Annotated in this window: 19 protein-coding genes; 12 read left to right on the top strand and 7 right to left on the bottom strand. The window is 74.9% G+C overall.

Going from position 1 to position 19,396, the window contains the following annotated elements; translation table 11 throughout:
* Positions 1-281: 281 nt before the first annotated feature.
* Both ACIRQF_RS02445 and ACIRQF_RS02450 read right to left on the bottom strand, forming a co-directional pair.
* Entirely contained in the window at positions 282-1,160 is an 879-nt protein-coding gene (locus ACIRQF_RS02445; protein WP_376627982.1) for a YhjD/YihY/BrkB family envelope integrity protein, read from the bottom strand.
* 249 nt (positions 1,161-1,409) lie between these two features.
* Positions 1,410-1,883: a winged helix-turn-helix transcriptional regulator gene (locus ACIRQF_RS02450; RefSeq protein WP_376627984.1), complete on the bottom strand. Its 474-nt coding sequence runs from the start codon at positions 1,881-1,883 to the stop codon at positions 1,410-1,412.
* A gap of 110 nt (positions 1,884-1,993) precedes the next feature.
* Here ACIRQF_RS02450 and ACIRQF_RS02455 point away from each other — a divergent pair, with 110 nt between their 5' ends.
* The gene (locus ACIRQF_RS02455; RefSeq protein WP_404088145.1) at positions 1,994-2,482 is read left to right on the top strand and encodes a PaaI family thioesterase; all 489 of its coding nucleotides are present in this window, start codon (positions 1,994-1,996) and stop codon (positions 2,480-2,482) included.
* Positions 2,483-2,578: 96 nt separating this feature from the next.
* Here the strand turns inward: ACIRQF_RS02455 and ACIRQF_RS02460 are convergent, their stop codons facing one another.
* Both ACIRQF_RS02460 and ACIRQF_RS02465 read right to left on the bottom strand, forming a co-directional pair.
* Entirely contained in the window at positions 2,579-2,956 is a 378-nt protein-coding gene (locus ACIRQF_RS02460; RefSeq protein ID WP_376627988.1) for a luciferase family protein, read from the bottom strand.
* Between the two features lie 83 nt (positions 2,957-3,039).
* The gene (locus ACIRQF_RS02465) at positions 3,040-4,203 is read right to left on the bottom strand and encodes a PP2C family protein-serine/threonine phosphatase (protein WP_404088147.1); all 1,164 of its coding nucleotides are present in this window, start codon (positions 4,201-4,203) and stop codon (positions 3,040-3,042) included.
* Between the two features lie 91 nt (positions 4,204-4,294).
* Between ACIRQF_RS02465 and ACIRQF_RS02470 the strand changes: the two genes are divergently transcribed.
* The 6 genes from ACIRQF_RS02470 (at position 4,295) to ACIRQF_RS02495 (ending at position 10,587) form a co-directional block, all read left to right on the top strand.
* Positions 4,295-4,519 (top strand): hypothetical protein, encoded by a 225-nt coding sequence (locus ACIRQF_RS02470; RefSeq protein ID WP_404088149.1) that lies wholly within the window; start codon positions 4,295-4,297, stop codon positions 4,517-4,519.
* 78 nt (positions 4,520-4,597) lie between these two features.
* A complete protein-coding gene (locus ACIRQF_RS02475; RefSeq protein WP_404088151.1) occupies positions 4,598-5,467 on the top strand; it encodes an AAA family ATPase in 870 nt (289 codons plus the stop codon).
* Positions 5,464-6,897 (top strand): VWA domain-containing protein, encoded by a 1,434-nt coding sequence (locus tag ACIRQF_RS02480; RefSeq protein WP_404088153.1) that lies wholly within the window; start codon positions 5,464-5,466, stop codon positions 6,895-6,897. Before ACIRQF_RS02475 ends, ACIRQF_RS02480 begins: the two co-directional genes overlap by 4 nt.
* 72 nt (positions 6,898-6,969) lie before the next feature.
* Positions 6,970-7,554: a nucleosidase gene (locus ACIRQF_RS02485; protein ID WP_376627995.1), complete on the top strand. Its 585-nt coding sequence runs from the start codon at positions 6,970-6,972 to the stop codon at positions 7,552-7,554.
* A 541-nt stretch (positions 7,555-8,095) separates the two neighbouring features.
* Positions 8,096-9,226: an LLM class flavin-dependent oxidoreductase gene (locus ACIRQF_RS02490; protein ID WP_404088155.1), complete on the top strand. Its 1,131-nt coding sequence runs from the start codon at positions 8,096-8,098 to the stop codon at positions 9,224-9,226.
* On the top strand, positions 9,223-10,587 hold the full coding sequence (locus ACIRQF_RS02495; RefSeq protein ID WP_404088157.1) for an NtaA/DmoA family FMN-dependent monooxygenase: 1,365 nt from the start codon (positions 9,223-9,225) through the stop codon (positions 10,585-10,587). The genes ACIRQF_RS02490 and ACIRQF_RS02495 overlap by 4 nt, the downstream gene beginning before the upstream one ends.
* A 371-nt stretch (positions 10,588-10,958) precedes the next feature.
* On the opposite strand, the gene ACIRQF_RS02500 is transcribed toward ACIRQF_RS02495, so the two are convergent.
* The 3 genes from ACIRQF_RS02500 to ACIRQF_RS02510 are packed head-to-tail and all read right to left on the bottom strand — an operon-like array spanning position 10,959 to position 14,125.
* Positions 10,959-12,101 (bottom strand): PP2C family protein-serine/threonine phosphatase, encoded by a 1,143-nt coding sequence (locus ACIRQF_RS02500; RefSeq protein ID WP_404088159.1) that lies wholly within the window; start codon positions 12,099-12,101, stop codon positions 10,959-10,961.
* A 39-nt stretch (positions 12,102-12,140) separates the two neighbouring features.
* A complete protein-coding gene (locus ACIRQF_RS02505; RefSeq protein WP_404088161.1) occupies positions 12,141-13,526 on the bottom strand; it encodes an MFS transporter in 1,386 nt (461 codons plus the stop codon).
* The gene (locus ACIRQF_RS02510; protein ID WP_389754049.1) at positions 13,523-14,125 is read right to left on the bottom strand and encodes a TetR/AcrR family transcriptional regulator; all 603 of its coding nucleotides are present in this window, start codon (positions 14,123-14,125) and stop codon (positions 13,523-13,525) included. The genes ACIRQF_RS02505 and ACIRQF_RS02510 overlap by 4 nt, the downstream gene beginning before the upstream one ends.
* A gap of 319 nt (positions 14,126-14,444) precedes the next feature.
* Between ACIRQF_RS02510 and ACIRQF_RS02515 the strand changes: the two genes are divergently transcribed.
* The 5 genes from ACIRQF_RS02515 to ACIRQF_RS02535 all read left to right on the top strand — a co-directional run bounded on the left by ACIRQF_RS02515 (position 14,445) and on the right by ACIRQF_RS02535 (position 19,383).
* Entirely contained in the window at positions 14,445-15,029 is a 585-nt protein-coding gene (locus ACIRQF_RS02515) for a TMEM165/GDT1 family protein (RefSeq protein ID WP_376628007.1), read from the top strand.
* Positions 15,030-15,090: 61 nt separating this feature from the next.
* The gene (locus ACIRQF_RS02520) at positions 15,091-15,603 is read left to right on the top strand and encodes a hemerythrin domain-containing protein (protein WP_404088164.1); all 513 of its coding nucleotides are present in this window, start codon (positions 15,091-15,093) and stop codon (positions 15,601-15,603) included.
* 55 nt (positions 15,604-15,658) lie between these two features.
* On the top strand, positions 15,659-16,276 hold the full coding sequence (locus tag ACIRQF_RS02525; protein WP_404088166.1) for a TetR/AcrR family transcriptional regulator: 618 nt from the start codon (positions 15,659-15,661) through the stop codon (positions 16,274-16,276).
* Complete coding sequence (locus ACIRQF_RS02530; RefSeq protein ID WP_404088168.1) at positions 16,260-17,912, top strand: acyl-CoA dehydrogenase family protein; 1,653 nt, start codon at positions 16,260-16,262, stop codon at positions 17,910-17,912. Before ACIRQF_RS02525 ends, ACIRQF_RS02530 begins: the two co-directional genes overlap by 17 nt.
* A 163-nt stretch (positions 17,913-18,075) precedes the next feature.
* The gene (locus tag ACIRQF_RS02535; RefSeq protein WP_404088170.1) at positions 18,076-19,383 is read left to right on the top strand and encodes a M20 family metallopeptidase; all 1,308 of its coding nucleotides are present in this window, start codon (positions 18,076-18,078) and stop codon (positions 19,381-19,383) included.
* Positions 19,384-19,396: the final 13 nt, after the last annotated feature.

Genomic DNA, 19,396 nt, shown 5'->3' on the forward strand with positions numbered 1-19,396 from the left:
CCGCCCTCCTACGGGGCGGTGACCGTTCGACGACGGTCACCGCCCCGTCCTCCTGAGAGCCAACGGCGCGGGGAAGACACCACGCCGCGGATGATCGTCGGGCTGCGGCACTGTCGGCCGTGCTGCACACCTCCAGCCGGAGAAGGTCTGACGGGGCAGCGGGGAACCGGGAGGTGCCGTTCCCGTGGACGGCCGGCGGGGCGTGGCCGGTGTACGCGACGGGGGCGCTGGTCGCGCCCGGGGGCGCGGTGCTCCCGGTGGGGCACCGGAACCAGTGACGGTCAGGTCGGCCGGTCCGGTTCGCGGGCGTCGCGGTCCAGGCGGCGCAGGACGAGCTGTTCGTGGACGAGACGGCCGACCAGGGCGCCCCCGTAGACGACGAAGCCGACCCCGACGAGCCAGGACTGCAGGACGAGGACCGTGCCGAACTGGCCGTAGGTGACGGCGTTCGAGGCGATCAGGGGCGAGAAGACGAGCGCGGAGAAGATCCGGAGCCCCAGCAGGCCGAGGGAGGTGAGGACGGCTCCGGGCAGCAGGGCGCGCCAGCGGATGCGGCCGCAGAGGAGGAAGCGCTGGGACCACCAGAAGAACAGGAAGGTGCCGAGGACGTCGCCGAGGGCGACGAGGGTGGTGACGACGGCCGAGGAGCGTTCGGGGGCGGGGGTCGCCACGAAGAGCAGGAGCGCGACGACGAGGACGCCGAGCCAGACGACGTGGCGCCACATGGTGTGCCAGCGGGCGGTGGGGAGGTCCCAGACCCGTTCGTAGCCGGTCTGGACGGCCGATCCGAAGGTCACACCGAACGCGGCGAGCGCGGCGAGACCGAAGGCGGTGGTGCGCTGGAGGGCCGCCCCCGGCTGCCCGAAGAGCCGTTCGACCTCCTCCTCGGAGACGTCGGAGACCCCGAGGCCCTGGACGAGCCAGCGGGCGAAGCCCTGGCCGCTGGCGAGGTCGGCGGCGGCGATCACGATGAGGAGGGGGACCAGGGTGAGCAGGCTGAGCGCGGCGAAACCCATGGCGCGGTGCATGAGTTCCATCTCGCGGCCCCGGTTCCAGGCGAGTCCGACCGGGGAGGTGAGGACCCGCTCGTGGAACCGGTGGAACCAGTGGCCGTGCTCGGAGGGGCCATCGTCGTGCGGCGCACCGGAAGAGGGGGGCATGCCTCGTCGAGTACCCCGCCGACCGGCCGAACCCGTCCGGCATGCCGCCGAACGGGTGCAGGGACCGCGCCGTCGGTCGGCGCCGGGGGCGCGCCGCCGATCGGCGTGGGGGGCGCTGTCGGGGGCGCGCCGTCGGTCGGCCTGGGGACGCGCAGTCAATCGCGCCGGGGGCGCGCCGTCGGTGGGCGTGGGGGACGCGCAGTCAATCGCGTCGGGGGCGAGCCGCCGATCGGCGTGAGGGACGCGCCGTCAATCGCGTCGGGGGCGCGCCGCGGGGCCGGACCGGACGGTCACCTCGTAGGGGCTGAGGGTCGCGTGCTCCTCGCCCGCGCAGACGACCTCGACGCGGACCGGGGCTCCGCAGTCGGCGTGCCGGATGTCGAGGGGGGTGCCGTCGGGATCCCCGGCGTGGAGGTCGCCCCACTGCTTCAGGGCGAGCAGGACGGGCCACAGGTCGCGACCCTTGGGGGTAAGGCGGTACTGGGAGCGGGTACGGGCCCCGGGCTCGCGGTAGGGCTCCACCCGCAGGACGCCCGCCGCGACGAGCTTGCGCAGCCGGTCCGCGAGGACGGCCTCGGAGAGTCCGATGTGGCGGCGGAAGTCGTCGTAGCGGCGCACCCCGTTGAAGGCGTCCCGCAGGATCAGCAGGGACCACTTCTCGCCCACCAGGTCGAGCGCGCGGCGGACCGGGCAGTTCTCGGTGTCCATGTCGAGGTAGTCCATCGTCACACTGTAGACAGCTGGCTACGGCATTGACAGTCAGCCGGACGGACATCTAGCTTCGATCTTCGAAGTCAGACGAGGGCGGACGCCCCGAACGGAGGGAACCGGTGATGGAGCGGACACGGACGGTCCACTGGAACGACGCGACGGCCACCGCCGAGGCCGCCGCCCGCATGGCCGGTCTCGACTTCCTCCGCGAGCTGATCGCGGGGCGCCTTCCGGGCCCCCCGATCGGCGCGCTGCTCGGCTTCGGCCTGGACGAGGTCGAGCACGGCCGCGCGGTGTTCTCGTTCGAGCCCGGCGAGGAGCACTACAACCCGATCGGCAGCGTGCACGGCGGGGTCTACGCGACCCTGCTCGACTCGGCGGCCGGCTGCGCGGTGCACACGACGCTGCCCCAGGGCATGGCGTACACCTCGCTCGACCTCTCGACGCGCTTCCTGCGCCCGATCACGATGCAGACGGGCAAGGTGCGCGCGATCGGCACGGTGCTGAGCGCGGGCAAGCGCACGGCGCTGGCCGAGGCGGGCCTCTACGACGACCAGGACCGCCTGCTCGGGCACGCGACGAGCACCTGCATGCTGTTCCCGGTGGGCTGAACGGTCCGGCCGAGGCCCCGGCCGGACCGCTCGAGGACGTACCGGCGCCGTGGCCGGCCCGGATCAGGACCGGTTCGGCGCCGGTTCAACGGTGGTTCAGGAGCACACGAAGGGACGCCCGGTGCGGGTGCAGTGGTCGGGCGCGAGGTCGTCGGCGGGATAGGGGGCTCCGGTGGCCTGGAGAGCGGCGCTCACCAGGGTGGCGAGCAGGTCGATGTCCGAGCCCATGTCCAGACGGACCGTCACCCACCCGGAGCCGGCGCGCAGACGCACCGCGCTCGACCTCAGGAGGGCCGGCCGGAGCCGGGCGATCATGGCACGGGTCAGATGGACCTCGGCCTCGTGCTCACCGTGGAAGTGCACGATCTCCTGCGTCGCGGTGCGCAGTCCGAGCTCGGCGCCGCACAGTGCGCGTCCGGCGCTCAGCGAGGGCCAGCTCATCAGGCGTTCACTGGCGTGCCTGGCTGTGTTCATACGAGGAGCGTGCCGCGCCGGAAGGGCCTGCACAAGCGTCCTGCCGAAACAATCCCGCCTCGGCTTGAAATCGCCGACTCGCTTCACGCCACGGGGCGTTCGCGGACCCGTGCCGCGAGCACCGCGACGTCGTCCTCGGCGGTGCGCGCGTCGAGCCTCCGCAGCACCTCGTCGACGACGGCGTCGGGCCCGGAGCCCGGCGGCAGGCGCAGCGCGGCGAGCCGGGCCAGCGAGACGTCGATGTCCTCACCACGCCGCTCGACGAGCCCGTCGGTGAAGAGCAGCAGGGTGTCGCCCGGGCCGAGGGTGCGGACCTCCGGCTCGTAGCCGCCGAGCCCGGTGCCGAGCGGCGGGCCCACGGGCAGGCCGACGAGTTCGGCCGAGCCGTCCGCGGCGAAGACGACCGGGGGGAGATGCCCGGCGCTGGCGAAGGTGGCGGTGGAGCGCGCCGGATCGATCTGGATCAGCAGGCAGGTCGCGGGGCGCCGTCCCTCGTCCTCGGCCACGACGGCGTCGAGTTGACGCAGCACCCGGTGCGGCGGAAGGTCGGTCGCGGCCACCTCGCGCAGCGCGGTCCGGTAGGCGTTCATGTCGACGGCGGCGTCCAGGCCGTGCCCCATGACGTCCCCCACCACCAGCAGGCTCCGCCCGAAGTGCAGCCGTACGGTCTCGAACCAGTCGCCGCCGACCAGGGTGCGGGGACCGGCGGGGAGGTAGCGGCCGGCGATCTCCAGATTGGGGTGCGGGCGGCCCGGCTCCGCGACCAGGGCGCGCTGCAGATGCAGGGCGGTGGCCTCGGTGGCGGCAAGCCGGCGCGCGTGGCCGAGGTGGAGGCCGGCGAGCCGCGCGGCGTGGGCGACCACGGCCGACTCGTGCGCGGAGAATCCACCGGACGCCCGGGCCACCCGCACGCTCCCCAGCTCCTCGCCGTCACCCGTCACGAGCGGGCGGGCCAGCACCCGGGCGCCGTGCGACGCGCCGTCGTCGCCGGCCCCGTCCAGGAGCGCGGCCGGCCCGATCGCGAGGGAGGTTCCGGGACCGGGCCCGGTGCCGTCCTGCGGGACGAGGTCGACGGCCGCGGCCTCGGCCACCCTGCGCACCAGGAACCCGGCCAGTTCCGCGCAGACGGTCCGTTCGTCGAGCCGGGTGCCTATCTCGGCGGCGGCGTGCTCCAGGGCGTCGACCCTGGCGAGGACGGCCTCGTACTCCCCCTCGGGCCAGGACCGCTCCCCCGTTCGTTCCGACACCGCACCTCCACCGTTCGACTCACTCCCATTCCATCAGCGGCCCGCCGGGCCCGCGCGCGGCACCCCCCGGACCAGCCACGGGTCACCCTCCGTGAAGCCCCCGGGAGGGGATCCGCTCCTGGGGCTGCTCGCCGACGGCACCGGCGTGGTCGACGTGGCCGGGAACGAGGAGCGCGCCCCGCGGCCCGGTCCCGCGCTCGCGGCGGTCGCCGAGCGCCACGGGGGCGCCGGGTCGCGGCGGCCCGCGGCGGCGGTCCCGGCCTCGGCGGCCGCGTTCCCCGGCTTCGAGGACGATGTCCTCCCGTTGTGCCGCTGACCCGTGCCCGGGTCGGCGCCTGACGGTACGCTGCGACTACTGGCGGGTAACCCAAGCGCACTCCGGGGGGAACTTCTCATGACGACCGGATACTTCAGCTCCGTCGACGACGTCGCCGAGCGACTCGCCGCCACCGGCTATCTGGCCTCGCCCGCCGTCGCCACCAGCGTGTTCCTCGCCGACCGGCTGGGCAAGCCCCTGCTCGTCGAAGGGCCCGCGGGGGTGGGCAAGACGGAGCTCGCCAAGGCGGTCGCCGCGGTCGCCGGGGCCCGGCTGGTCCGGCTGCAGTGCTACGAGGGCGTCGACGAGGCCCGGGCCCTCTACGAGTGGAACCACGCCAAGCAGCTGCTGCGGATCACCGCGGGACGCGACGAGAGCTGGGACGAGACCCGAACCGACATCTTCGGCGAGGAGTTCCTGCTCTCCCGCCCGCTGCTCACCGCGATCCGCTCCGACGAGCCGACCGTGCTGCTCGTCGACGAGACCGACAAGGCCGACGTCGAGGTGGAGGGACTGCTCCTGGAGGTCCTGAGCGACTTCCAGGTGACCGTGCCCGAACTCGGCACCATCACCGCCACCCGCCGCCCCTTCGTCGTGCTCACCTCCAACGCGAGCCGCGAGCTCTCCGAGGCGCTGCGCCGCCGTTGCCTGTTCCTCCACATCGGCTTTCCCGAGGAGGAGCTGGAGCGCCGGATCGTCCGGGGCAAGGTGCCGGGCATCGACGAGGCACTGACCGCCTCCGTCGTCCGGGTGGTCGGCGCGCTGCGCGCGATGGACCTGCGGAAGGCGCCCTCGGTGGCCGAGACCGTCGACTGGGCCCGTACGCTCCTCGCGCTCGGCGCGGACACCCTCTCCGAGGAGGTCGTACGGGACAGCCTGGGCGTGATCCTCAAGCACCAGGAGGACATCCACAAGGCGGCGGCCAAGCTCGACCTGGACACGGTGTGAACGGCCTCCCCGCGCAGCCCGTGGGGCCCGGGGCCGCGCAGCCCGAGCGGACCGGGGCGGCCGACCGGGTCACCGGCCTGGTCCGGGCCCTGCGGGCGCACGGCCTGCGCATCGGCACGGGCGAGACCGTCGACGCCGGCCTCGCCCTGGAGGCCGTGGGCTTCCACGACCGGCAACGGATGCGGGACGCACTCGCCGCGACCCTGCTCCACGGGGAGGGGCAACGGCGGGTGTTCGACCGGGTCTTCGACCTGTATTTCCCGCTCGTCGAGGGGCGGGCGCCGGAGCACGAGCCGCAACCGCCCGGCGACGATCCCGCGACCGCCCTCGCCGGGCTGCGCGAGCGTCTGGTCGCCGCCCTCGCCGCGGCCGACGCGACCGCGCTGACGATGCTCGCCGGCGAGGCCGTGGGCGCGCTCGGCGGATACGGCTCGACGCCCGGCTCGGACGGCTGGTCCTCCCACCAGACCCTGTCCCGGCTGCGGCCCGAGACCCTGCTCGCCCGGATCCGCGCGGCGCTGCGGGAGGGCGGCGGCGGCCGGGACCCGGAGTTCGGCGACCGGCTCACGGACGACGAGATCCGCCGCCGCATCGAGGACTTCCGGGAGCGGGTGCGGACCGAGGCCCGCCGCCGGGTGGCCCTGCGGCAGGGCCGCGAGCAGGTGGCCCGGCGGGCCGTCGCCCCGACACCGGACCGGGTCGACTTCCTGCTGGCCGGACGGGAACAGCTGGAGGAGCTGCGCCGGACGGTACGGCCCCTGGCCCGCAGTCTGGCCACCCGGCTCGCCGCGCGCCGCCGGCGTGCCGCGCGCGGCGAGATCGACCTGAGGCGCACCCTGCGGCGCTCGCTCTCGACCGGCGGCGTGCCCGTGCGGCCGGTGCTGCGGCAGCGCCGACCGGGGCGGCCCGACCTCGTCCTGCTCTGCGACGTGTCGGGCTCGGTGGCGGGCTTCGCGCACTTCACGATGCTGCTCGTGCAGGCGCTGCACGACCAGTTCAGCCGGGTGCGGGTGTTCGCCTTCGTCAACCGGGTCGACGAGGTGACCGACCTGGTGGCCCGCGGCCGGAGCGACCCGGCGGGGCTCGGCGAGCGGATCCTTGCCGAGGCGACGCTGACCGGCTGGCACGGACAGAGCGACTACGGGACGGCCCTCGGCGAGTTCACCGAGCGCTACGCCGACGCGCTGGGCCCCCGGACCGTCGTCTTCGTGCTCGGCGACGCCCGCACCAACCGCAGCGACCCGAACCTCCCGGCCCTGAAGTTCGTCGCGGACCGGGCCCGGCGCGTGTACTGGCTCAATCCGGAACAGCCCGCGCTGTGGTCCACCGGCGATTCGGTCGCCCACGCCTACGGCGAGCTGGTCGACATGCGGACCTGCCGCAACGCGGCTCAGCTCGCGGAGCTCGTCGGACGGCTGCTGCCGGTCTGAGCCGGCCGTGCCGGAGCTGGGGGCAGCGGCCTGAGCAGGGCGGATCATCCCGCACCGGGTAGCGTGGCCCGCATGGAACTCTTGGGTGAGATCACGGCCGGCCGTCCCCTGCTCGTCCTCGCGGTCAAGGAGGAGGCGCAGCACCTCGACACCGATCTGCCGGTGCTGCTGACCGGCATGGGCAAGGTCAACGCGGCGACGGCGCTCGCCACGGCCCTCGCCCGCGGGCCGCTCCCCTCCGAGGTCGTCAACCTGGGTACGGCGGGCGCGCTGCGGCCCGGCTGGACCGGCACCCACGTCGTCGGCACCGTGATCCAGCACGACCTCGACGGCGAACTGCTCGCCAGCCTCACCGGCGAGACGTACGGGGCGCCGATCGCCCTGCCGGCCGGCGGCGAGGTGGTCCTCGCGACCGGCGACGCGTTCATCGCGGACGAGGCGGCCCGGGAGCGGCTGGCACTGCGGGCGGCCCTGGTGGACATGGAGGGCTACGCCCTCGCGACCGCCGCCGCCTTCGCCGGGATCCCGCTGCGGATCGTCAAGCACGTGAGCGACGAGGCCGGCGAGGGGGCGGCCCGCAGCTGGCGCGAGTCGGTCGCCGAGTGCGCCCGCGCCCTGGCGGACTGGGCCGAGGCGAACACCCCGTACCGCGGCTGAGCCACGCCGGGCCGTTGCCGCGGGGCCCGGCCCGCCGGGCCCGGGGCGGACCTTCCCGCCGAACGCGCCCTCACCCACCGGGAGTTCCGTGCCGCACGGCAGCCGGTGTCCCTTGACATTCCGGAACCGCCCCTGCCTAAGGTGGGGCGTTCCCTTCCGGACCGTGGAGGCCCCCGTGCACGCACCGATCGCCGCGCAGCGCCGTGGCCGTCGTGCCGTGCCCGCCGGGGCGCTGCTGAGCTGCCGGCGGCATGTCGACTTCTGCCGTACCGCCTCCGCCATCTGTCCTCCCGCGCACCGCTGACCCCGCCCCGCCGCCGCGCACCCGCGCCGCGGTGACGGGCCGTCGCACGCCGCGCATCCGCTGGCACACCGCAGTGCGCCGTGGCCCCGAAGCGCCATGGCCGCCTGACGTCGCCGTACCGCTGCCCCGCTCTGTCGCCGCAGCGCCGCACCGGCACGTCGCTCGCCGTGGTCCTGTCCGCTCCGTCGTCGGCATGCCGACGGTCCGCCGTGCCGCCTCACGTTCGGAAGGACCTCCATGCCTCACCCCGCCCTGCACCTCGCCGTCGAGATCGACGGCGACGGTGCCCACCCGGCCGCCTGGCGCCGGGCCGCGCACGCGCCGGGAGCGCTGCTGAGCCCCCGCCGGGTCGGCCGGGTCGCCGCCGTGGCCGAGAACTCCGGCTTCACCCTGGTCACCCTGGACGACGGCATCCTGCCGCCCGGCTCCGCGGCCTCGGGCGGTCCCGCGGGCCGCCTCGGTGCCGTGGAGCGGGCGGCCTTCACGGCCGCGGTCACGAGCGTGATCGGGGTGGCCCCGGTCGTCGCGACCACTTACGCCGAGCCGTTCCACGTCTCCACCCGCCTCGCCTCGCTCGACCACCTCTCGGTGGGCCGGGCCGGCTGGGTCGTCGGGGTGGAGGAGGCCCCGGAGGCCGCCCGCGCCTGGGGCAGGCCGCTCGTCGAGGGCGAGGCGGCGCTGCGCCGCGAGGCCGTGGACGGGCTGCGCGTGGTGCGCGACCTGTGGGACTCCTGGGAGGACGACGCCGTCATCCGCTCGGTCGCCACGAGCCGCTACCTGGACGGCGGGCGCCTGCACTACGTCGACTTCACGGGCGAGACGTACAGCGTGAAGGGCCCGGCGATCGTGCCCCGCCCGCCGCAGGGGCGGCCCGTGGTGCTCGCCCCCGCCGGGCTCGTCCCCCCGGAACTCGTCGACGTCGCCCTGGTCGAGGGACCTTCCCCCGCGCTCCTCGGTCGGGCGGCCGCCGCCTCCGGCGCGCCGCTCGCGTTCGCCGAGATCGAGGTCGCCCTGGACACCCCGGTCGAGTCGGCCGCCGAGCGGATCGCCGACCTGGAGCGCTTCGCGTCCTGGGACTCCGCACCGGGCCGCCCGCCCGGCCGGCTGCGCTACACCGGATCCGCCCAGGGACTCGTCGACCTCCTCGACGAGCTGAGCGCCCTGGTCGACGGGGTGCGGCTGCACCCGCTGGTGCTCGACGAGGACCTGGCGGTGCTCTCCCGCCTGGTCCTTCCCGAGCTGTTCGTCCGGCGGGTTGCCGCGCGCCCGCTGCCGGGTTCGACGCTGCGGACCTCGCTCGGACTCCCCCGGCCCGAGAGCCGCTTCGCCACCGCCGCCGCCACGCCCGCCCGGGAGGGGAACCGATGACCGCCACCGACCCGAACGACGTCCCCCGCCCCGACGCCCAGCTGCATTTCGGCGTCTTCTTCCAGGGCGTCAACCACTGGACCATCTGGTCCCACCCGGACAGCGGCTCGCAGATCGACCCGGCCTCGTTCCGCCGGGTCGCGCAGACCGCCGAACGCGGGCTCTTCGACGCCTTCTTCCTCGGCGACGGGCTGCGGCTGCGCGAGACGGGCGGTGAGATCCACGAGCTGGACGTGGCGGGCCGTCCCGACTCGCTCGCCCAGCTGTCCGCGCTCGCCGCCGTCACCCACCGGATCGGTCTGGTCTCCACCTCCAACACGACCTTCAACGAGCCGGTCGACCTCGCCCGCCGGCTCGCGAGCCTCGACCTGCTCTCCGAGGGCCGGGCCGGCTGGAACGTCGTCACCACCGACAACGCCTGGACCGGCGCCAACTTCCGGCGCGGCGGCTTCCTCGACCACGCCGACCGCTACCGGCGCGCCGAGGAGTTCCTGAGCGTCGCCCGCGCGGTCTGGGACGGCTGGGCGGACGGCGCGGTGGCCGATTCGGCCGACGCCCGCAGCTGGTCGGTGCCGGGCACCATCGGCCGGGTACGGGCCGCCGGGCCGCAGTTCGACGTGGACCTCGCGCCGACGCTGCCGCGCAGCGCGCAGGGGCACCCGGTGATCTTCCAGGCGGGCGACTCCCCGGACGGCCGGGACTTCGCGGCGCGCAACGCCGACGTCATCTTCTCGGCGCACGGCCAGGACTTCGACGACGCACTGGCGTTCGCCGAGGACATCCGGCGCCGGCTGCGCGCGGCGGGGCGCCCGGAGGACGCGCTGCGGATCCTGCCGGGCACCGAGATCATCATCGGGGCGACGGAGAAGGAAGCCGAGGAGAAGGCGCGCTGGGTGCGGCAGGAGCAGGTCACCCCGGCGACGGCCCTGGCCGTCGCCGGCCGCCTGTGGAACCTCGACCTCTCCGGCCGGGACGCGGACGGGCCGCTGCCCGCGGAGGACCCGGTGGTCCTGGAGAACACCGGGGCCTTCGGCTCGGCCAGGATCGCCGATCCGCGGACGGTGGTCGCCGAGTGGCGGGCGAAGGCGGAGGCGAACGGCTGGTCCCTGCGGGAGACCGTCATCGAACTGGGTCCGCAGCGCGGGCACGTGGGGACGCCGTCGGAACTCGCCGACAGGTTCACACGCTTCGCCCGGCACGGCGCGATCGACGGCTTCAACGTCTCGCCGTACCTGATCCCGGACGGTCTCGACGACATCGTGGACCTGCTGGTCCCGGAGCTCCAGGAGCGCGGAGCGTACCGGACGTCGTACACGGGGAGCACGCTGCGGGAGCACCTGGGGCTCGCCCCGCTCGCCTGACCGCCCCCTGGTCTCCGCCGTGGGCGGGGCCGGGCCCACCGCCCCGCCCCGCCCACACCGTTCGCCGCGCTCGGGCGCCGAGCCCGACCCAGACCGTCCGCCCGGCCCACACCGTCCGCCCCGCTCACACCGTTCGGCGTCGTCCGGCCCCGTCCAGGTCCGCCCACACCGTCCGGCGCCGTCCGACCCCCGCCCGGGTCCGCGAGTGCGCCCGGCTTCCGGTCCGTCCGGCGCCCTCCATAACGGCGGCGAGCGTCTGCCGGAGCCGGGCGGCGTCTGGACCGCGGGTCCCGTCGACCAGCCGACCGCGCGCCGGAGCCCGTGCGGACACCGGCCGCCCGGTCCCGCACAGCCGAAGCGGGGCGGGGCCGCTACGGCAGGGCGGCGGGGGCGTCCGCCGCTCGCGGGAGGGCCGTCTCCGGGGGGCGCACGACGAGCATCGCGGCCACGTCGTCGTCGAGGCCGCTCGCCCCGTAGACGGTGAGGTCCTCGTGGAGCAGCGTCAGGACCCGGTCCGCGGGCTCGTCCGCCCAGTGGCCCAGCCGCTCCTCCAGGGGGTAGAAGTCGCCGTCGCGGTCGCGGGTCTCGCTCACCCCGTCGGTGAACAGCAGCAGCCGGTCCCCCGGTCCGAAGGGCACCTCCTCGATGTGGTGCCGGGAGGCGTACAGGCCCGCGAGGTTGACGGGCAGGGAGGGGTCGGCGAAGGGGAGGGCGCGCACCCGGCCCTCGTGCTGGAGCAGGGGGGCCGGGTGACCGCAGCTGAGGAGACGTACGACGTCCAGGTCGTCACGCAGCTCGATCAGCAGGACGGTGGCGAAGCGCTCGGCGGCGTCGGAGTCCGGGTCCCAGGCCCCGTAGCGCTGCAGTCCCTCTTCGAGGCGGTCGGCGAGGGCGCCGAGGTCGGGCGCCTCGGTGACGGCGGCGCGGTAGGCGCCGAGCAGGACCGAGGCGGTCTCGACGGCGCCGAGGCCCTTGCCCTGGACGTCGCCCAGCATCACGCGGACGCCGCCCGGAACCCGTACGGCCTCGTAGAAGTCCCCGCCGATCCGGGCCTTGGCCGCGGCCGAGACGTACAGGAGGTGCAGTTCGACCGTGCCGAGACGAGGTGCCAGCGGGCGCAGCAGTACCCGCTGGACCACCTCGGCGACGGCGGTGACCTCGCTCAGGTCGCGCTCGTAGCGGGTGCGGACCCCGCTGACCCACAGGGCCGCGACGGTGACGGCGGCCAGGACCAGCTCGGCGGCGACGACGTCCGTCACGGAATCGTCCTGGGCCACCCCGAGGACCACCCTGAGCACCATGGCGACCAGCCCGATCACGAGGGTGCCGCGCACGCTCCAGGTGATGGCGGCGAGCGCGGGACCGATGACGAGCAGCCGGTCGAAGTGCTGCCCCTCCGAGGTGATGAGGTCGGCGGCCGCCACCAGGGCGAGGGCCAGGAGGGGCAGCGCGAGGCCGAGATTGAACTCGGTGCTCGTCTTCGTCACGGCGGGGAGGCGACCACCATTGGGCATTCCGTGATCGTACGTAGGAATCCGGGTCATGTACGGGCGTTACGGCCCCGCTGGCGTGTCCGCGACCCGCCGCCGGGCGCCCTCCTCACGCCGCGGCATGCCGGGCAGGCCCAGCGCGGCCGGGACGGCGAGCGCGCCGACGGCCGCCAGGACCGGCAGCACGGCGCCGGAGGCGAGGAGCAGGGTGGCCAGGGCGACGCCGACGACCGGGCCGGTGTTCATGGCGGTCTGCTGGAGCCCGCCGGCGACCCCGGCGTGCTCCTCGGCGGCGTGGTGCACGACGACGGAGGTGGCCGTCACCATGACGGCCCCGAACCCGGCGCCGATCAGCGCGGCGCACGCGCCGGTGGCGAGCCCGGAGGAGGTCACCGCGGGCCGGCCGAGCAGCAGCACGCCCGCGGCCAGCAGGACGGCCCCGCCGGTGGCGGTGGCCCGCGCGCCCACCCGCTTCTTGAGCAGGGCGCTCAGGGGCGCGCCGACGATCATGAGCAGGGCGAGCGGCACCATCCGCAGCGCGGTGGGCAGCGGGCCGAGGCCGAGGGTGTCCTGGAGGAGGTACGTGGCCGTGAACAGGGTGCCGGAGAGGGCGGCCGACACGGCGAGCAGGGCACCGAGGCCGGCGACCACCGGTCCGGACCGCAACAGGTCCGGTGGCAGCAGCGGCTGCGGGGCGCGCCGTTCGTGTCCGGTGAAGGCGACGGCGGCGAGCACCGCGAGGAGGAGGACGGGCGCGGCGCCGGCCACGGGCCCCTGGACGAGCCCGTGCACGAGGCAGGCGAGGGCGAGGCCGAGCAGGCAGGCGCCCGGCAGGTCGAGCGCGCCCGCTCCGCCCGGCGCGGCCGCCCGGCGCGGTTCGGGCACGGCGAGGCACAGCAGGGCGATCGCGAGCGTCGGTGCCACGCCGATGAGGAACACCGCCCGCCAGCCGTACGCGTCGACGAGGAGCCCGCCGACCAGCGGGCCGCCGGCGGCCGCGAGGCCGATGGCGCTGGTGCGCAGGGCGACGGGCATCCCGAGCCGTTCGGGCGGGAAGGCGGCGCGGAGCATTCCCAGGGTGGCGGGCTGGAGCAGCGCTCCGGCGACGCCCTGGAGGACCCGGAGGGCGATGACCCAGCCGATGCCGGGCGCGGCGGCGATCCCTGCGGAGGCACCGGCGAAGCCGAGGCAGCCGAGGGCGAAGACCCTGCGGTGTCCGTAGCGGTCCCCGAGCCGCCCGGCGAAGACGAGCAGGCTCGCGACGGCGACGAGGTAGCCGGTGCTGGTCCACTGCACTTGCCCGGTGTCCGCGCCGAGGTCCGCCTGGAGCGCGGGCTGGGCGATGGTCAGCACGGTCCCGTCGAGCGCGACCACGGCGGCGCCGACGACGCTGCAGGTCAGGGCGAGGGGACGGTGGAGCGCGGAGGGACGGACGGGGCGCTCGCTCATCGCCCGCCGCCCACGGCCCCGGCGGCCGGCCCGAGGTGCGCGTCGAGTGACGCGGCGAGCAGCGGTGCCATGTCGTCCGTGCCGGTCGCGAGGCGGAGGCTGCCCCAGCGCCGGAGCTGGGCGAGACCGTGGAGGTTGGCCCACAGGGCGCCGGCGACGACCGCGGGGTCGGGGGCGTCCGGGCGGGCGCGGGCGACGAGTTCGGCGAGGTGGGCGAAGAGCGGGAGGCTGGTGTCCCGTAGCCCGAGTCGGCCGCTCTCCAGCAGGTCGTGGCGGAACATCAGCTCGTACATCCCGCCGCGGCGGTGGGCGAAGTCGAGGTAGACCCCGGCGAGGGCCGCGATCCGGGCGCGCGGCTCGTCCGCGGTCACCGACGCCACCCGGGTGCCGAGTTCGCGGAAGCCCTCGTGGGCGATGGCGGAGAGCAGGTCGAGGTGGGTCGGGAAGTACCGCCGGGGCGCGCCGTGGGAGACGCCGGCGCGGCGGGCGATCTCGCGCAGCGAGAGGGCCTGGACGCCTTCGGCGTCGACGAGCTCGACGCCCGTGCGGACGAGCCGGTCGCGGAGTCCGGGCTCGGGAGGGTGAGGGTCTGCGGTCATGGAACCTGTCTAGCCGATCTCAGTAGACACTGTCTACACCTCACGTAGACAGTGTCTTCGAAGATCGCTCGCACGGTCCGTTACACTGGTCCACAGCGAAGGGGAGTAGCCCTGCGAACCGGTCGTCGACACACTGGAACCCCCGGGTTCCCGGTGACCGGGCCTTGCGGAAACGCGGGCGGGCGAGACCTTCGGCCAGGCAGTACGTCACGTCCGCATCCTTGTGGGCGTGATCCGTCACGCCGGGCCGAGTGGTCCTCCCGTCGCCTGTCGAGGCGCCGTGCCGGGCCCGGGCCCGGTCCTATCAGAGAGCCCCGGTATGCACCTCGACCCCTTGGCGATCATCACCGCCTTCGGGCTGATCTTCCTCGCCGAGCTTCCGGACAAGACGATGTTCGCGTCCCTCGCCATGGGCACGCGCATGCGTCCGCTGTACGTGTGGTTCGGCACCTCGACCGCGTTCATCGTCCACGTGGCCATCGCCGTCGGCGCCGGCAGCCTCCTCGGCCTCCTCCCCGGCTGGTCCGTCAAGCTCGTCTCGGCCCTCATGTTCGGCTTCGGCGCCTTCATGCTGCTGCGCGGCGGGGACGACGAGGGCGAGGAGGACGCCGGCGGCAAGACCGTGACCGGCTTCTGGCCCGTCTACTCCACGGCGTTCATGGCCGTGTTCATCAGCGAGTGGGGCGACCTGACCCAGATCACCACCGCCAACCTCGCCGCCACCAACGGCACCTGGTCCACCGCGATCGGCTCCGCCGCCGCCCTCATGAGCGTCTCGGCCCTCGCGCTCGTCGCCGGCCGCTTCATCGCCAAGCGCGTCCCGCTGAAGACGGTCCAGCGCATCGGCGGCATCTGCATGGCGGCGCTCGCCGTCTGGTCGATCGCGGAGATCTTCACCGGCTGACGCCCGCTCCCCCGGTTCGCCGGGAACGGGACAGGACATGCCCGCCCCCTACGATGCGGGCATGTCCGCCCTTCCCGAACCCACCGACCGCGTCCGGGCCTTCGGCAACCAACTCGTCGACGTCCACCTCTACCTCCGCGAGGAGCTGGCCCGCCTCCGTGCGGACGTGGCCGCGCACCTCGCCGCCGGCGGTGAGCGCCCCCGCGAACTGCGCGCCCACTGCCTCGCGTTCTGCACCGCCCTGACCCGCCACCACACCGCCGAGGACGACGGGGTCTTCCCCGCCCTGGCCCGGCGCCACCCCGAGCTGCACCCCGTGCTCGACGAGCTCTCCCGGGACCACGAGCAGGTGACGGAGCTGCTCACGGCCGTCCGGAAGCTCGTCGACGGCCTCGGCACCGGACCCGAGCCCGACCCCGCCGAGGTGCGGCGGATCCGTGGGGAGCTCGACGGGCTCGTCGCCCTGGTCGAGTCGCACTTCACCTTCGAGGAGCGCAAGCTCGTGACCGCGCTCAACGCGCTCGAGGAGCCGCTGCCCGAGGACTTCGCCCTGCGGGACCTGACGGAACGCTGAGCAGGGCGGCGCCGGATCTCTTGCTGAAGGTATGAATCACTGCTTCACTCCTTCCATGCCCTACCGACGCACGCCCGCGGTCCAGGCCCGTCTCGACGCACAGCGCACCGCGGTCGTCGAGGCGGGCCTCGGTCTGCTCTCCGAGCACGGCTACGCCGGCTGCACGGTGGCCGCCGTCGCCGCGCGGGCGGGAATCGCCACCGGGAGCGTGTACCGGCACTTCCCCAGCAAGGCCGAGCTCTCCGTCGAGCTCTTCCGGACCGTCGTGGGACGGGAGGTCGCCGCGGTCTCCGAAGCGGCCGCCCTCGCCGCGCACCGGACGGCGGCGGACCGCGTGGTCGCGGTCATAGAGACCTTCGCGAGCCGCGCCCTGAAGGCACCGCGGCTCGCCTACGCGCTGCTCGCCGAGCCCGTCGACCCGGCCGTCGACGCCGAGCGGCTGGTCTTCCGGCGCGCCTTCCGCGACGTCTTCGCCGAGCGGATCGCCGCCGGCGTACGCGACGGCGAGCTGCCGCCGCAGGACGCCCGGCTCACCGCCTCCGCGCTCGTCGGCGCGGGCGCGGAGGCGCTGATCGGCCCGCTGACGGAAGGGGCCCCCGGGCCCGGCACCGTTCCCGCCCTGGTCACCTTCACCCTGCGAGCCCTGGGAGTACCCGATGCCGACCACGCATGAGGTCACGAACCAAGTTCCGCCGCTCACCGGTTACGACGTCTCCGCCGACCCGGCCCTCCTCGAGTCGCTGCGCCGAGAGGGCGCGGGCTGGGCCGAGGGCGACGTCCGCGAGCTGGGCGTGCTGGCCGGCGGACAGGAGGCCCAGGAGTGGGGTCGCCTCGCCGAGCGCCACTCCCCCGTCCTGCACACGCACGACCGGTACGGGCACCGGGTCGACGAGGTCGAGTTCCACCCGTACTGGCACGAGCTGATGAACGTGGCCGTGCGGCACGGACTGCACGGCGCTCCCTGGTCCGACGGGCGCGCGGGAGCCCACGTGGCGCGCGCCGCCAAGGTGTTCGTGTGGGGCCAGGCCGACCCGGGGCACCTGTGCCCGATCTCGATGACCTACGCGGCGGTGCCCGCGCTGCGCGCCGAGCCGGAGCTCGCCGCCGTGTACGAGCCGCTGCTGTCCTCCCCGTACTACGACTTCGGCCTGCGCGTCCCGACGGCCAAGCGCGGGATCATCGCCGGCATGTCGATGACGGAGAAGCAGGGCGGCTCCGACGTCCGCGCCAACACCACCCGCGCGGTGCCGACGGGCGAGGCCGGCCTGTACGCCCTGACCGGGCACAAGTGGTTCACCTCGGCCCCGATGTCGGACGTCTTCCTGACCCTCGCCCAGGCGCCGGACGGTCTGTCCTGCTTCCTGGTGCCCCGCGTGCTCCCGGACGGCTCGCTCAACACGATCCGTTTCCAGCGCCTGAAGGACAAGCTGGGCAACCGCTCCAACGCCTCCAGCGAGATCGAGTACGAGGGCGCACTCGGCCGGCTCGTCGGCGAGGAGGGTCGCGGCGTCGCCACCATCATCCGCATGGTGAACATGACCCGGCTCGACTGCGCCCTCAGCTCGGCCTCCGGGATGCGGCTCGGCCTGGTCCAGGCCGTCCACCACGCCACCCACCGCAGCGCGTTCGGCGCCCGCCTGCGCGACCAGCCGCTGATGACCAACGTGCTGGCCGACCTGGCCGTCGAGGCCGAGGCCGCGACGGTCGCCTCGATGCGTCTCGCGGGCGCCGTGGACCGGGCGACGGCGGGCGACGAGGAGGAGGAGCAGCTGCGGCGCCTCGGCCTCGCGGTCACCAAGTACTGGGTCTGCAAGCGCGCCCCGGCCCACGCGGCCGAGGCCCTGGAGTGCCTCGGCGGCAACGGCTACGTCGAGGACTCGGGCCTGCCCCGGCTCTACCGCGAGTCCCCGCTGCCGTCCATCTGGGAGGGATCGGGCAACGTGGCGGCGCTCGACGTGCTGCGCGCGATGGGCAAGCAGCCCGCGGCCGTCGAGGCCTTCTTCGCCGAGGTGGACCGGGCGGCCGGCGCCGACCGGCGCCTGGACGCGACGGTGGCCCGCCTGCGCAAGGACCTCGCCGGCCTCGGCGACCCCGCGGCCCTGCAGTACCGGGCCCGCCGTCTGGTCGAGGACCTGGCCCTCGTCCTCCAGGGCTCGCTGCTGGTCCGGCACGGGCACCCGGCCGTCGCCGACGCCTTCTGCGCCTCGCGTCTCGACTCCGACCGGGGCATCGCCTTCGGGACGCTCCCGCCGGGTGTGGACACGGCGGCGCTCATCGAGCGCGGCTCGCCGGTCCCCGCCGGGGCCTGACCAGGGCCGGTGCCCCGGCGGGCGCCGTGGATGCCCCGGCGGTGCCCGTGCGCGTCGTGCGGACCTCTGCGTCCCTCCCGTCACGGCAACAGGCGGGTGCGGGGGACTCTCGCGTGCGAGGCTGGTGCGGGACGTCCGTTCCTCGGGCGAGACGGAGGACCTGGTGAGCACGGAACCCGCACACGCCGGAGCAGGCGCGGTCCGCGCGGAGCTCGACCGGGCGGCGGAGAAGGTCGCGCGGCAGGTGATCGCCTGGCGGCGGCACCTGCACCGGCACCCCGAGCTGTCCAACCGCGAGGAGGGGACGGCCGCGCTGGTCGCGGACCATCTGCGCTCCCTCGGCCTGGACGAGGTCCGCACCGGCATCGCGGGCCACGGCGTCGTCGGCGTGCTCCGGGGCGGCCGCCCCGGGCCGCGCACGGTCGCGCTGCGCGCGGACACCGACGCGCTGCCGGTCAGGGACCTGTGCGGGGCCGACTTCGCGTCGGAGACGGTGGACGCCGACTACCCGGGCGGGCCGTTCCCCGTCTCGCACGCCTGCGGTCACGACTGCCACACCGCGATGCTGATGGGCGCGGCGAGCGTGCTCGCCGGCGCGCGCGAACGCCTCTCGGGCACCGTCCTGTTCGTCTTCCAGCCGGCCGAGGAGGGGCCGCCGGTCACGGAGGACGGCGGCGCACGGGCCATGGTGGACGCGGGCGCGTTCGCCGACCCGGTGCCGACCATGGTGTTCGGGATGCACGTCACCCCGTATCCCCGGGGGTACGTGGGCTACCACGTGGGCAACCAGTACGCCGCCTCCACCCTCGTGAGGATCGTCGTCACCGGCGAGCAGGTGCACGGCTCCACGCCCTGGCAGGGCGTCGACGCGATGCCCGCGGCCGGCGCGATCCTCACCGGGATCGGCCAGATCTACCGTCAGGTCTCCGCCTACGCCCCGGTCACCGTCACCATCGGGCACGTCGAGGACGTCGGCCGCTTCAACATCATCGGCCAGACCGTGACCCTGTGGGGCACGATCCGCTGTGCGGAGGAGTCCGACATGGCGGAGGTCCGGCGACGGCTCACCACGCTCGCCGAGCACTCGGCCGCCGCGTACCACGCCACGGCCACGGTCGACTGTCTCCAGGCGGTGCCGCCGGTGCACAACAGCGCGGAGTGGGTGGCCGCGGGACTGCCGACCCTGCGCCGGGTCGTGGGCCCGGAGCGGGTCGTCGAGACCGGGGCGACCCTCGGCTACGACGACGTGTCCGAGCTCGTGAAGCGCTTCGGCGGCCTCTACGTGATGCTCGGCGTCCAGGACGCGACGCTGGACGCCGCCGGGCGTCCCGTCCCCGCGCCCGGCGGGCGCGGCATCGTCACCAACCACCATCCGCGCTTCTACGCGGACGACGACACCTTGGTGACCGGGGTCCGGCTGCACGCGCATGTGGCGTACGACCACCTGACGGGCGACCTGACGGCCGGGTAGCACGCCTGCGCCG

The organism is Streptomyces sp. NPDC101191, assembly GCF_044767915.1.
GTDB lineage: Bacteria > Actinomycetota > Actinomycetes > Streptomycetales > Streptomycetaceae > Streptomyces.

Coding starts and splice junctions, on each gene's coding strand:
- ACIRQF_RS02445 (WP_376627982.1), bottom strand. CDS start 1,160: ATGCCCCCCTCTTCCGGTGCGCCGCACGACGATGGCCCCTCCGAGCAC.
- ACIRQF_RS02450 (WP_376627984.1), bottom strand. CDS start 1,883: ATGGACTACCTCGACATGGACACCGAGAACTGCCCGGTCCGCCGCGCG.
- ACIRQF_RS02455 (WP_404088145.1), top strand. CDS start 1,994: ATGGAGCGGACACGGACGGTCCACTGGAACGACGCGACGGCCACCGCC.
- ACIRQF_RS02460 (WP_376627988.1), bottom strand. CDS start 2,956: ATGAACACAGCCAGGCACGCCAGTGAACGCCTGATGAGCTGGCCCTCG.
- ACIRQF_RS02475 (WP_404088151.1), top strand. CDS start 4,598: ATGACGACCGGATACTTCAGCTCCGTCGACGACGTCGCCGAGCGACTC.
- ACIRQF_RS02485 (WP_376627995.1), top strand. CDS start 6,970: ATGGAACTCTTGGGTGAGATCACGGCCGGCCGTCCCCTGCTCGTCCTC.
- ACIRQF_RS02490 (WP_404088155.1), top strand. CDS start 8,096: ATGCCTCACCCCGCCCTGCACCTCGCCGTCGAGATCGACGGCGACGGT.
- ACIRQF_RS02495 (WP_404088157.1), top strand. CDS start 9,223: ATGACCGCCACCGACCCGAACGACGTCCCCCGCCCCGACGCCCAGCTG.
- ACIRQF_RS02500 (WP_404088159.1), bottom strand. CDS start 12,101: ATGCCCAATGGTGGTCGCCTCCCCGCCGTGACGAAGACGAGCACCGAG.
- ACIRQF_RS02505 (WP_404088161.1), bottom strand. CDS start 13,526: ATGAGCGAGCGCCCCGTCCGTCCCTCCGCGCTCCACCGTCCCCTCGCC.
- ACIRQF_RS02510 (WP_389754049.1), bottom strand. CDS start 14,125: ATGACCGCAGACCCTCACCCTCCCGAGCCCGGACTCCGCGACCGGCTC.
- ACIRQF_RS02515 (WP_376628007.1), top strand. CDS start 14,445: ATGCACCTCGACCCCTTGGCGATCATCACCGCCTTCGGGCTGATCTTC.
- ACIRQF_RS02520 (WP_404088164.1), top strand. CDS start 15,091: ATGTCCGCCCTTCCCGAACCCACCGACCGCGTCCGGGCCTTCGGCAAC.
- ACIRQF_RS02525 (WP_404088166.1), top strand. CDS start 15,659: ATGCCCTACCGACGCACGCCCGCGGTCCAGGCCCGTCTCGACGCACAG.
- ACIRQF_RS02530 (WP_404088168.1), top strand. CDS start 16,260: ATGCCGACCACGCATGAGGTCACGAACCAAGTTCCGCCGCTCACCGGT.